General features: G+C 72.9%; 9 protein-coding genes. 3 read left to right on the top strand and 6 right to left on the bottom strand.

What is annotated here, in order from left to right:
- Window positions 1–5: 5 nt before the first annotated feature.
- Window positions 6–788 (top strand): aldo/keto reductase, encoded by a 783-nt coding sequence (locus B5D80_RS00865; RefSeq protein ID WP_088641877.1) that lies wholly within the window; start codon window positions 6–8, stop codon window positions 786–788.
- 66 nt (window positions 789–854) lie between these two features.
- Here the strand turns inward: B5D80_RS00865 and B5D80_RS00860 are convergent, their stop codons facing one another.
- Complete coding sequence (locus tag B5D80_RS00860) at window positions 855–1,982, bottom strand: glycoside hydrolase family 12 protein (protein ID WP_088641790.1); 1,128 nt, start codon at window positions 1,980–1,982, stop codon at window positions 855–857.
- Window positions 1,983–2,136: 154 nt separating this feature from the next.
- Window positions 2,137–2,916, bottom strand: a complete 780-nt coding sequence (locus B5D80_RS00855) for an IclR family transcriptional regulator (protein ID WP_158224098.1) — start codon at window positions 2,914–2,916, stop codon at window positions 2,137–2,139.
- Between the two features lie 196 nt (window positions 2,917–3,112).
- Between B5D80_RS00855 and B5D80_RS00850 the strand changes: the two genes are divergently transcribed.
- Together B5D80_RS00850 and ctaD are read left to right on the top strand one after the other, a co-directional pair.
- Window positions 3,113–4,219 carry an FAD-dependent monooxygenase gene (locus B5D80_RS00850; RefSeq protein ID WP_088641788.1) on the top strand — a complete coding sequence of 369 codons (1,107 nt, stop codon included), beginning with the start codon at window positions 3,113–3,115 and terminating at the stop codon, window positions 4,217–4,219.
- 137 nt (window positions 4,220–4,356) lie between these two features.
- Window positions 4,357–6,114, top strand: a complete 1,758-nt coding sequence (gene ctaD, locus B5D80_RS00845; RefSeq protein ID WP_088641787.1) for an aa3-type cytochrome oxidase subunit I — start codon at window positions 4,357–4,359, stop codon at window positions 6,112–6,114.
- 433 nt (window positions 6,115–6,547) lie between these two features.
- Here ctaD and B5D80_RS00840 read toward each other — a convergent pair whose 3' ends face one another.
- The 4 genes from B5D80_RS00840 to B5D80_RS00825 form a co-directional block, all read right to left on the bottom strand.
- Window positions 6,548–7,774 (bottom strand): MFS transporter, encoded by a 1,227-nt coding sequence (locus B5D80_RS00840; RefSeq protein ID WP_088641786.1) that lies wholly within the window; start codon window positions 7,772–7,774, stop codon window positions 6,548–6,550.
- Window positions 7,775–7,838: 64 nt separating this feature from the next.
- On the bottom strand, window positions 7,839–8,420 hold the full coding sequence (locus B5D80_RS00835; RefSeq protein ID WP_088641785.1) for an isochorismatase family protein: 582 nt from the start codon (window positions 8,418–8,420) through the stop codon (window positions 7,839–7,841).
- Between the two features lie 67 nt (window positions 8,421–8,487).
- On the bottom strand, window positions 8,488–9,774 hold the full coding sequence (locus B5D80_RS00830; protein WP_088641784.1) for a nicotinate phosphoribosyltransferase: 1,287 nt from the start codon (window positions 9,772–9,774) through the stop codon (window positions 8,488–8,490).
- A gap of 16 nt (window positions 9,775–9,790) precedes the next feature.
- Window positions 9,791–12,469 carry a LuxR C-terminal-related transcriptional regulator gene (locus B5D80_RS00825; RefSeq protein ID WP_088641783.1) on the bottom strand — a complete coding sequence of 893 codons (2,679 nt, stop codon included), beginning with the start codon at window positions 12,467–12,469 and terminating at the stop codon, window positions 9,791–9,793.
- Window positions 12,470–12,551: the final 82 nt, after the last annotated feature.

Raw genomic sequence — 12,551 nt, 5'->3', positions numbered from 1 at the left:
TCGGCATGGACCTCGACCAACCCACCGTCCTGCTCCCCGGCGACGTGCGGATGCCGCTGCTCGGTTTCGGCACCTGGCAGGCGACCGGCCGGGCCGGCTACGACGCCGTGCTGGCCGCGTTGGACGCCGGCTACCGGCACCTCGACACCGCCACCATGTACGGCAACGAGGAGGAGGTGGGCCGGGCGGTGCGGGAGAGCGGCCTGCGCCGTGAGGACGTCTTCATCACCACCAAGCTGCCGCCGGACCGGGTCGGCCGGGAGCGGGAGACGATCGAGGCGAGCCTGCGGGCGCTGGGCACCGACCACGTCGACCTCTGGCTGATCCACTGGCCGCCGTCGTCTCCGGCGGACAGTATCCCGGTCTGGCGGGAGCTGCTGGCCGCCCGGGACGCGGACCTCACCCGGGCGGTGGGGGTGAGCAACTACGCCACCGCCCAGCTCGACGAGCTGATCCAGGCGACCGAGGAGAACCCGGCGGTCAACCAGATCCGGTGGAGCCCGTCGCTGTACGACCGGCAGCGGCACGCCGAGCACCGGGACCGGGGGATCGTGCTGGAGGGTTACAGCCCGTTCAAGACCAGCGACCTGGCCGATCCGGTGCTGACCCGGATCGCCGCCGCGCACGACGTCTCCCCGGCGCAGGTGGTGCTGCGCTGGCACGTCGACCACGAGATCGTGGTGATCCCCAAGTCGGTGACCCCGGAGCGCATCCGCGCCAACGTCGACATCTGGAACTTCTCGCTCACCGCCGAGGAGATGCGCGACATCGACGCCCTGGGCGGCTGAGCCCGGACGGGGTGCGGGGGCGTGACCGGCAGGTCACGCCCCCGCGTGGTGGTGGGTGGTGTGGGGTCAGGCGCGGGAGCAGGCGACGCCGTTGAGCGAGAAGCTGGTCGGCGCGGAGTACGTCCCGTTCAGCGAGCCCTGGTAGCCGAAGCTGGCGGTGCCACCGGGGGAGATGCTGCCGTTGTGCGCGGCGTTGCGGGCGGTCACCGTGGACCCGCTCTGGGTGACGGTGGCGTTCCACGAGCTGGTGATCTGCTGCCCGCTGGGCAGGCTGTAGGTCAGCGTCCAGCCGTTGATGGCGCTTGCGCCCCGGTTGGTGATCGTCACGTCGGCGGTGAAGCCGTTGTTCCAGGAGTTGGACGTGTACTTCACCGCGCAGCCGCCGCCGGTGGGCGGGGGCGTGGTCGGCGGTGCGGTGGTGGGCGGCGGGGTGCCGCCGGTGTTGACGGTCTGGGAGAAGTTGGTGACGGCCAGCCCGGCACCGCCCTGCCAGGGCTCGAAACCGGCCTGGATGCTGGTCAGGTACCAGTCGTTGGTGATCGCCCCCCGGTTGCGGGTGTCGGCGATGAAGTCCAGCACGTTGAAGCTCATGCTCTGGATCGCCGACGGGGCGACGTACGAGATGACGTTGTTGCCGCCGTTGTTGCCGCGCCACACCTCCCAGCTGCGGCCCGCGATGTTGGTGTTGCCCACCGGCGAGCCGATCGGCTGGATGCTGCCCTGCCGGTTGAACCAGATCATGATCTCCATGGCGTTGACCCCGTCCCGCTTGGGCGACGGGTCGAGCCAGATGTCGTAGGCGGCGTCGTAGATCGCGCCGCCGACGTAGTTGAAGGAGATGCTGCCCGGGGCGCTGCTGATCGACTTCACCTGGGCCGGCAGGTTGGTGCCCGGCGAGCAGTTGGTGTAGTGGCAGCCGACGAAGATCGACGGGTACGACACCGGCGCGCCGTTGGTCGGCGCGGAACCCTGCTGGCTGGTGATGCTGAAGCCGCTGCCGGTGACGTTGATGCACTGCTGGGCGGTGGTGCCCCAGCGGTTGTTCTGGACCACGTACCGGCCGCCGATGACGGTGGAGCCGTACTGCTCACAGATCTGGGTGTCGGCGGAGGCGGTGCCGCCGACGGCGACGGCCACGATCGTGCCGACGGCCAGGAGGCCGGCGGCGGCGAGGGCCCGCAATGGACGCTTCATGATGCTCCTTGGCTGCGGCGCGGGGGCGCCGGAGTGTCTCGGACGTGACCGGGAGCGCTCCCACGGTCCCGAACACATTTACATACTTGAAACTGTCATGCAACTGAACCGGTTAAGTGCGCTGCCGATCTCGTCCACGTACGTGAACCGCGTCCTACAGGTTGGGCGCGAGCAGCGTGCGCGCCGTCCGGGCCTGCGCCGCCGCCTCCCGCAACACCGCCGCCAGCCGGGTCCGCGCCTCCGGCCCCAGCCGGTCCACCGGCGCGGCCACCGAGATCGCGTCCACCGCCGGCTCCAGCAGCGGTACGGCCACCGCCACCGCGGCCAGCCCCGGACTGCACTCCTCCCACTCCTCGGCCCAGCCCCGCCGCCGAACCGCGGCCAGCTCGGCACGCAGCGCCTCCGGCGTGGTGACCGTCCGCCCGGTGACCGCCGGCAACGGCCACTGCAACAGCCGGTCCACCTCCTCGTCGGACCGCGCGGCGAGCAGCGCCTTGCCGGCCGCGGTGGCGTGCGCGGGCAGCCGGCGACCCACCGCGCAGACCGGCCGGACGATGTGCGCCGAGTCCCGCCGGGCCAACAGCACCACCGCGCCCCGGTCGAGCCGGTAGAGCTGCACCGTCTCGCCGGAGAACTCGGCCAGCCGGTCCAGGGTCACCTCGTGCAGGGCGGCGACGTCCGCGCCGGCCAGGAACGTCGCGCCGACCTCCAGCGCCCGCAACCCCACCGAGAACCGGGTGCCGGTCGGGTCGGCGGCCACCCACTCGCGGTCCAGCAGGGTCCGCAGGATGGCGTGCAGGCTGCTCTTGGGGATGCCCAGCGCCCGGCTCAGCTCCACCGGTGAGCGCGGGCCGTCCGGGGTGGCGAGCGCCTCCAGCACGTCCAGCGCCCGGCCCGCCGACTTGACCGAGCGGTATGACTCGTCCGTCGTCACGCCGTCACTGTAGTGAGACGGACGACATCCGGCCGATGGGTATTCTTCGATCGAACCTCGTTCAGCTGGCTGAACAACTTTCTGTCCAGTCCGGAGCGTGCCGGGTGAGGGATCATCGGCTCTGGTGTGCGCCGATCGCTCGGAGTAGTGTCTTGCCTTCACCGCGTACCGATCCCCTCCGGAGGCGTACACCACCATGCGTGGCTCCCCCCTGCGCATCCTCGTCGTCGGCGCGGGCATCGCCGGTCTGGCCGTCGCCCGGGCCCTGCGGTTGGCCGGCTTCCGGCCGGACGTCACCGAGAAACTCCCCCCGAACGAACTGGCCGACACCGGCCTCTACCTGCCCGGCAACGCCGCCCGCGCGCTGCGCCGGCTCGACCTCGACGGCCCGGTCCGCCCGCTCGGGCAGGTGATCCACCGCCAACGGTTCCTCGACGCCGCCGGCGACCCGCTCTGCGAGGTGGACCTCGACGCGCTCTGGGCCGAGGTGGGGGAGTGCCGGGCCCTGCCCCGCCGCGACCTCTACCAGGTGCTGCTCAGCGGTGCCGGGGGCGCCGTCCGGCACGGGGCCGAGGTGAGCACCGTCGAACTGCTGCCCGCCGGGGTCGCGGTCACCTTCACCGACGGCACCGGCGGCGAGTACGACCTGGTGATCGGTGCCGACGGCCCCCGCTCGGCGGTCCGCGCCCTGGCCGCGCTCGGCGGTCCGCCCCGCCTCGCCGGCCAGGTGGTCTACCGGGGCGTGGTGCGCGACGGCCCGGACGTGGCCGACTGGACGGCCCTGCTCGGCCGGCGGGCCGGCTTCCTCGTGGTGCCGCTCGGCGCCGGCCGGCTCTACTGCTACGCCGACGAGGCCGGCACCGTCGCCCCGGCCGATCCGGTGGCCCGGCTGCACGAACTCTTCGGCGGCTACGGCGGTCCCGTGCCGGCCGTGCTGGCCGCCTGGCGCGACGTGCAGGTCGGGCTCACCGACGAGGTCGAACTGGGCCGCTGGCACCGGGGCCGGGTGCTGCTGGTCGGCGACGCCGCGCACGCCACCGCGCCCACCCTGTCCCAGGGGATCGCGATGGCGCTGGAGGACGCGGTGGTCCTCGCCGAGTCGCTCCGCGCCGCCGGCAGCGTCGAGGCGGCCCTGGTCGCGTACGAGAGCCGCCGTCGCCCGCGTACCCGATGGGTGCGGGACCGGACCCGCGACCGCAACCGCACCCGGGACGTGCCGCCGGCGCTGCGCGACCCGTTGCTGCGCGGGCGGGGCGGGCGGATCTTCGGCGAGCACTACCGGCTCCTGGTCGACCCGCTGTAGGTGCCACGGGTGACCGGACATGGTGCCAGAGCACCCCGAGCGGTGCTGCCACCTGCCGGGGACTAACATCCTTTCGGATGACGGCCCGCAGTTGACGAGGCGTGCCGAGCGGGACAACCGAGAACCGGAGGCCATTCGTGACCACCGTCGCACCCAAGCCGGTCGTGACCCGGCCATGGCCGGTCCGAGAGCCGGTCAAGGGGTCGGCCATCGCGCGGCTGCTGCGCACCACGGACGCGAAGCAGATCGGGATCATGTACATGGTCACCGCGTTCGTGTTCTTCATGATCGGTGGCCTGATGGCCCTGGTCATGCGAGCCGAGCTGGCGCGGCCGGGCATGCAGTTCCTGTCGCCGGAGCAGTACAACCAGCTGTTCACCATGCACGGCACGATCATGCTGCTGTTCTTCGCGACGCCTATCGTGTTCGCGTTCGCCAACTACGTCGTGCCGCTGCAGATCGGCGCCCCCGACGTCTCGTTCCCCCGGCTGAACGCCTTCGCCTACTGGCTGTACCTGTTCGGCGGCACGATGGCGACCGCCGGCTTCCTCAGCCCGGGTGGCGCCGCCGACTTCGGCTGGACCGCCTACACCCCGCTGAGCAGCATCGAGCACTCGCCAGGTGTCGGCGCGAACATGTGGGTCGTCGGCCTGGCCATCTCGGGTCTGGGCACCATCCTCGGCGCGGTCAACCTGATCACCACGATCCTGACCCTGCGCGCTCCCGGCATGACCATGTTCCGGATGCCGATCTTCACGTGGAACATGCTGGTCACCAGCCTGCTGGCGATCCTGGTCTTCCCGCTGCTGGCCGCCGCGCTCTTCGCGCTGGCCGCGGACCGGCTGCTCGGCGCGCACGTCTACGACCCGGCCACCGGCGGCCCGATGCTGTGGCAGCACCTCTTCTGGTTCTTCGGCCACCCCGAGGTGTACATCATCGCGCTGCCGTTCTTCGGCATCATCACCGAGATCATCCCGGTCTTCTCCCGCAAGCCGATCTTCGGCTACAAGGGTCTCGTCGCCGCCACCATCGCCATCGCCGCCCTGTCGATGAGCGTCTGGGCGCACCACATGTTCGCCACCGGCCAGGTGCTGCTGCCGTTCTTCAGCTTCCTCAGCTACCTGATCGCCGTGCCGACCGGCATGAAGTTCTTCAACTGGATCGGCACCATGTGGCGGGGCCAGATCACCTTCGAGACGCCGATGCTGTTCGCCATCGGCTTCCTGGTGACCTTCCTCTTCGGTGGTCTGACCGGGGTGCTGCTGGCCAGCCCGCCGCTCGACTTCCACCTGCACGACAACTACTTCGTCGTGGCGCACTTCCACTACGTGCTCTTCGGCACCATCGTGTTCGCCGTCTTCGGCGGCATCTACTTCTGGTTCCCGAAGATGTTCGGCCGGATGCTCGACGAGCGCCTGGGCAAGATCCACTTCTGGCTCACGATGATCGGCTTCCACACCACCTTCCTGGTGCAGCACTGGCTCGGCGCCGAGGGCATGCCCCGCCGGTACGCCGACTACCTGCCCAGCGACGGCTTCACCACGCTCAACATGATCTCCACGATCGGCGCGTTCATCACCGGTATCTCGACCCTGCCGTTCATCTGGAACTGCTGGAAGTCGTACAAGACCGGGCCGGTCGTCGAGGTGGACGACCCGTGGGGCCACGGCAACTCGCTGGAGTGGGCGACCAGCTCCCCGCCGCCGCTGCGTAACTTCGACCGGATGCCCCGGATCCGTTCCGAGCGCCCGGCGTTCGACGCGAAGTTCCCCGAGCTGGCCGCCGGGCAGAGCATCGCCGGCCCGCCGGAGGGTGGCGCCAAGCCGCTGACCAGCGAGGTCAACGGCGGCGCCAGCTACCAGGAGGACACCGCCGGGAACCTCGACCAGCGCTGACGCCCCGCCCGAACCACCGAAGGGCACCGCAACCCACCGGGGCGCGGTGCCCTTCGCCGTTCCTCGCGATGACGGGGGCCGGGGAGCCCGGTGGAGCGCACGTTCCGGTCCCGCCTCCCACTGGTGCGAACCCGCCGGGGTGACCCACTCCCGGTTGAGCGGTATGCCTCAGAGTCATATCTATGACTCTGAGGCATACCGCTCAACGGTGAAGGTATGTGCCCGGGTGGCGGCGGACCTCCGGGTGTGCCCGCTACGCATGCACCCCCATGACGGGACGGGGCGCGTGACGCCCGCAACGCACCCATGGCCACTCGGACCACCGGCCACCGCGCACCTACGGCAGCCGGGTGGCCGCCGGCACCGCGCGTCGCCGGCCGTCCGGGCGGTGCCGGTCGTGACGCGGCTACGGGGCGGGTCGGCGGGCGGTGGCTCAGGCGGCCGGTGCCGGTTCTGGTGCTGGCGTGGACAGGGTGGGTGCCGGGGCGACGGGCGGGCGGCGGTGACGCAGCTCCGTCGGCAGGACCGCGAGGGTCACCAGCAACCCCACCGCCCCGGTGACCACGAAGCCCCAGAGCGGCACCGAGGCGTCGATCACCGCGCCGGCCAGCGGAGCGCCGAGCGCGATGCCGACCGTGGTGGCGGAGCCGTGCAGGCCCATCGCCTCACCGCGCACCCCGGCGGGGGCGAGCCGGCTGACCGCGTCGGCGGTGGCGGCGATGGTGGGGGCACAGAGCGCGCCGGCCGGCAGCAGGGTCAGGCAGAGCAGCCACCAGTGGCCGCCGCCCAACCCGACCGGGATGGTGCAGAGGCTGAGCAGGGCAGCCAGGGCCAGCGGGGAGAAGGAGCGGCGGACGGCCCCGTACGCGAAGCCGCCGACCAGCGAGGCGATCGCCCAGGCGGTGAGCACCGCGCCGGTCCAGCCGACCTCGCCGCCGGCCCGCAACACCGCCACCACCGCCACGTCGGTGCCGCCGAGCACCAGGGTCGCGGCGGCGCTCACCGCGAACACCGCGAGCAGGCGGGTGGTCAGCCACTGCCGCCGGGGCACCCGGGGCTGCGGACCGACCGGCTCGTCCACGCTACGGGTGGGCGGATCGAGCAGCCAGAGGACGACGCCCGCGCCGACGATGCCCGCGCCGACCGCCCAGAGCGTGACCCGGGGCGAGACGGCGGTGGCCAGCGCCACGGCCAGCGCCGGCCCGATCATGAAGGACAGCTCCATCGACATCGAGTCCAGCGCGTACGCCGGGCGGCGGCGCTGGGCCGGCACCAGCGCGGCGATCGACTGCCTGACGACCGAGAAGACCGGCAGCGCGAACAGCCCGGCCACAAACGCGGCGGGCAGCAGCAGCGGCAGGCTCAACGACGGGGCGCTCGCCCAGAAGGCCGCCTCGACGACGGTGGTCACCGCGACCACCGGACGCAGACCACGCCTGTCGACCAGCCGGCCCAGCAGGGGCGAGCCGATGGCCGTGCCGGCTACCGACGCGGCACCGACCAGGCCGGCGGCACCGTAACCCCGGCCCAGCTCCAGCACCACGTAGAAGGTGAGCGTCACCCCCGTCGCGGTGAGCGGGATGCGGGCCAGCACCGCGACCAGCAGCAGGGCCCGCAGGCCGGGCTGGGCCAGGGCCTGCCGGTAAGGCGTCAACGTCATGATGCTCCGTACCTCCGGCGGTCATCCTGGACCGGGGGTACGACATCGGCAAGCGATTACCGGCTCATGCGGCGCTGATCACCGGCTCCCCGCGCAGGGTCACCCCGGCGCCGTCCATCGCCCGCAGCGCCACGTCCAGCGTCGCCGGCGCGACCGCCGCCGTCAGGTCGAGCAGCACGGTGGTGGCGAAGCCCTCCCGGGCGGCGTCCAGGGCGGTGGCCCGCACGCAGTGGTCGGTGGCGATCCCGACCACGTCGACCCGGTCCACGTCGTGCCGGCGCAGCCAGTCGGCCAGGCACTCGCCGTCGTCGGCGTGCCCCTCGAACCCGGAGTACGCGGCGGCGTGCTCACCCTTGTGGAAGACCGCCTCTACCCGGTCGGTCACCAGGTCGGGGTGGAACTCGCTGCCCTGGGTGCCGACCACGCAGTGCCGGGGCCACGACTCGACGTAGTCCGGCGGGTCGCCGAAGTGCGCCCCCGGGTCGACGTGGTAGTCCTTGGTGGCGACCACGTGGTCCCACCGCCGCGGCTCCCCGGCCAACAGACCCGAGATGCCGGCGGCCACGCCCGCGCCCCCGGTGACGGCGAGGGAACCGCCCTCACAGAAGTCGTTCTGCACGTCCACGATGATCAGCGCGTTGGCCATCGGTGCCCTTCCTCTCCGCTCGCCGCCGGTGATCCACCTGCGGCACGACCCAGTCTGCCCCGACGGCTCAACCGGCCGGCACGACCGTGACCGGGATCGCCGGATCACCTGCGGAGAGCTTCAACCCCTCCCACGGGATCGAGATCAGGCACTGGCGCAGGTGCTCGCGGGACTGCTCGATGCCCGGCAGGTCGACCGGTTCGCCGTCGACCACGTACGAGTGCTGGAGCAGCCGGTCGTTGGCCTGCCGGTCCGGCACGCCCTGCGAGACGATGACCTCCTCGGTGGCGGTGCCGGTGGGCTTGTGCCGGCGCACCGCGACCTTGCGGCCCCCGATGGTGCCCTTGTTCTCGGACCGCTTGACCACCGGCCGCCCGTCCACCTCGACCAGCTTGTAGACCAGGCTGGCGGTGGGCGCGCCGGAGCCGGTCACCACGGCGGTGCCCGCGCCGTACATGTCGACGGGTTCGGCAGCGAGCGCGGCGATGGCGTACTCGTCGAGATCCCCCGAGACGATGATCTTCGTCTCGGTGGCGCCGAGCGAGTCGAGCAGTTCCCGGGACTGCTGGGCGATGACCGCGAGGTCGCCGGAGTCGATCCGGACGGCCCGTAGCTGCGGCCCGGCCACCTCGATGGCGGTCCGGATGCCCTGGCTGATGTCGTACGTGTCGACCAGCAGCGTGGTGTCCCGGCCCAACGTGGCGACCTGCGAGGCGAACGCCGTCCGCTCGTCGTCGTGCAGCAGCGTGAACGCGTGCGCGGCGGTCCCGGCGGTGGGGATGCCGTACCGCTGGCCGGCGGAGAGGTTGGAGGTGAACCGGAACCCGGCCAGGTACGCCGCCCGCGCCGCGGCCACCGCCGCCTCCTCGTGGGCCCGCCGGGAGCCCATCTCGATCAGGGCCCGGCCCCGGGCCGCGGTGACCATCCGGGCGGCCGCCGCGGCCACCGCGCAGTCGTGGTTGAGCACCGACAGCACCAGCGTCTCCAGCACCACGCACTCGGCGAAGCCGCCGGAGATGGTGAGGATCGGGGAGCCGGGGAAGAACAGCTCGCCCTCGGCGTACCCGTCGATGTCGCCGGTGAACCGGTAGTCGGCCAGCCAGCGGGCGGCCGGCTCGTCCACCACCCCGGTGCGGAGCAGGAACTCGACCTCCTCGGGGGCGAACCGGAACTCCCTGACCAGGTCGATCAGGCGGCCGGTCCCCGCGACCACCCCGTACCGGCGTCCGGCGGGCAGGCGTCGGCTGAACACCTCGAAGGTGCACCGGCGGTCGGCGGTGCCGTCGCGCAGGGCGGCACTGACCATGGTCAGCTCGTAGTGGTCGGTCAGCAGCGCGGGGCGAAGGTGGCTCACCAGCCCAGCCTAGAGTTCAGCCGGTCGGAGCGTCGCCGTGGCCCGGGACGGACCGCAGTGCCGCACCCAACTCGGCCCGGCCGGTGATGCCGAGCTTGCTGTAGACCCGCTGGAGATGGTTCTCCACCGTCCGGGGCGACAGGAACAGCCGGCCCGCGATGGCCCGGCTGGTCACCCCGGCGGCGGCGAGCGCGGCGACCTCCAGCTCCCGGCCGCTGAGCGTGGGCCGCAACGCGGTAAGCGCCGGGGTACGGATCTGGTCGCAGCGGGTGAGCAGGGCGGCGAGCCGTTCGTGGGCGGCGGCGGCCGACGTCGAGCGGTCCCGCCGCCAGCCGTGCAGCGCCGTGGCCGTGGCGTCGACCGCCCAGACCGTCAGGTCGAGTTTCGTGAGGCCGTCCGCCACCTCCAGCAGGGCCTCCCCGTCCCGGGCGGCGGCGGCCCGCGCGTACCGGGCGAGCAGCGGGGTCAGCGCCCCGTCGACGGTCTCGGAGAGTTCGGTCAACCGCTGCGCCACCGTACGCCGGCTGCCGTCGGTGCAGGTCGGCCCGACCGGGGCGGTGGCCCGGCCGAGCCGTACCAGGTCGTGCAGCACCAGCACCTCGTGGCCGGCGAACCCGTCGGCGCGCAACCGGTCGGCCAGCGTGCCGAGGTGCCGCGCCGCCCCGGCCGGGTCGCCCCCGGCGGCCAGCACCGCGGCCCGCGCCTGCTCCAGCCACGGTTGGAGCACCGCCATGCCGGGGGCCTGGGTCCGGTCGGCCTCGGCCATCGCCTCCGCGGCGGTGGCCGGGTCGCCGCGCAGCACCGCCGCCTGGGCCCGTTCGGCGTGCGCCAGTCCCGCGAAGACCCGGCTGGTGGCGAGCACCGCGCACGCGCCGAGGCTGGCCTTGAGCGCGTCGTCGCCACGACCGCGCAGCCGCGCCGCGTACGCCTGGAGGATGGACAGGTAACCGGTGCCGAGCCGGAAGTCACCGGCGCCGGCCTGGTCGGCGAACTCGTCGGCCACGATGGCGTCGATGCCGGCCAGGTCCCCGGAGAGCGCCAGCCGGGTGCCCCGGGCCAGTTCCATGGCCAGTTGCAGGTACGGCATGTCGGCCCGCCAGTTCGCCGCCTCCGCCTGCACCCGGTCGATCGCCGTGGCGCTGGCCCGGAACCGGCCGTGCACCGCGTCGGCGTGGGCGATGGTGCACCGGGCCAGCTCCCGGGCGGCGACGCTGGCCGCCGGCCGGTCCAGCACCGACCGGCCGAGCCGCAGCGCGGTGTCGACCTCCAGGCCGTGCAGCCGCATGATCGCCTCGAAGGCGCGGACCCGGGCCTGGTGCCCGGGGTCGGTCAGGGCGTGCCCGGCCGCCGCGATGGTGTCCACGGTGGATCGTTCGCTGAGGCCCCAGTAGCTGACCATCCCGCGTACGGTGAGCCAGCGGCTGCGGCGCTCCTCACAGGCGATGTCGTCGGCCACCGCGTCGAGCACCCCGATCGCCTCGGCCGGCCGGTCGCCGAACATCAGGATGGTGGCGAGCAACTCGGCGGCGTCGTAGCCGCCGTCGGCGTCGAGCGCGGCCCGGGCCAGCCGGGTGGCCAACGGCACGTCGTACCGGGTGAACGCCTGGACGGCCGCGTGCAGCAGCAGGGCCGGGTCCTGGGCGGTGCCGGAGTCGAGCCGCCACACCGCCACCCGGAGCAGGTCGCCCCGGCGGCGGGCGCCGGCCGACTCCACCCGCTCGGCGAGCTGGGCCTTCAGGCGGCGGGTCCGGCTGACCGGGCAGCGACGGCGGATCACCTCGCCGTACAGCGGGTGGGCGAGCCGGACGTCCGTCCGCCGGTCGTCGGGTACGACGCTGATCAGCCCGCGTTCCTCGGCGACCTCCACGGCGGCCGGGTCGGCGGCCCGGTCGAGCAGGCGCAGGCCGAGCGGCTCACCGAAGGCGACCAGCTCCACCACCGCCCGGACCTCCGGGTCCAACCGGCCGATCCGGGTGTCGATCAGGTCGGTGAGGCTGGGGGCCAGCTCCAGCCGGCCGGTCCACCGCCACATCCCGTAGGTGCGGACCAGTTCGCCCCCGGTGGTGGCGGCCAGCACCAGTTCCCGCAGCAGCAGCGGGTTGCCGGCGGAGAGCCGGAACAGCCGCTCGGCGGAGCAGGCGTCGACCGGCCCGTCCAGCAGGGCGGTGAGCAGGCCGGTGGTCTCACCCGGGCCGAGCGGGGCCAGCTCGGCGTGCGCGACCAGGTCGTCGGTCCACAGTGCCCGGATCGGCAGCGGGATCTGCTCGCCGCTGCGCAGGGTGCCCAGCACGGTGGTGTTCTCGGCGCGGGCGAGCAGGTGGACCAGCGCCGCCGAGGGCGGGTCGAGCAGGTGGGCGTCGTCGATGGCGAGCACGATGCGCCGCCCGGCCGCCTGCTCCTGGAGCACGTCGACGCCCCAGCGCAGCACCCCGGCGGGGGAGAGCCCGGGTGGCTGCTCGGCCGGCAGCACCGGGGCGAGCCCGCCGAAGGGCAGCGCCGCGGTGGCCGTGCTGGCCGCGACGAACGACAGCGCGTACCGGTCGGGCGGCAGTGCGGCCACCGCCTCGCGGAGCAGCCGGCTCTTGCCGACGCCCGCGCTGCCGCTGAAGAAGAGCCCGTGCCCCTGGCCCTCGTGCACCGTTGCCAACAGACGGTTGAGTTCATCCGTTCGGCCGACGAAACTCCACCGACTCATCCGAGCAGCATATCGATGTAAATCGGTCCGGACACACCTGGTCACGCTGTGAAGTTGAGTAATGTCGCAGTTACTGCTGAGT

It is taken from the genome of Micromonospora wenchangensis, assembly GCF_002210435.1.
GTDB classification, from domain to species: domain Bacteria; phylum Actinomycetota; class Actinomycetes; order Mycobacteriales; family Micromonosporaceae; genus Micromonospora; species Micromonospora wenchangensis.
Note: the sequence above shows the minus strand (reverse complement) of the source record. Positions and strands in the feature narration are given on the sequence as shown.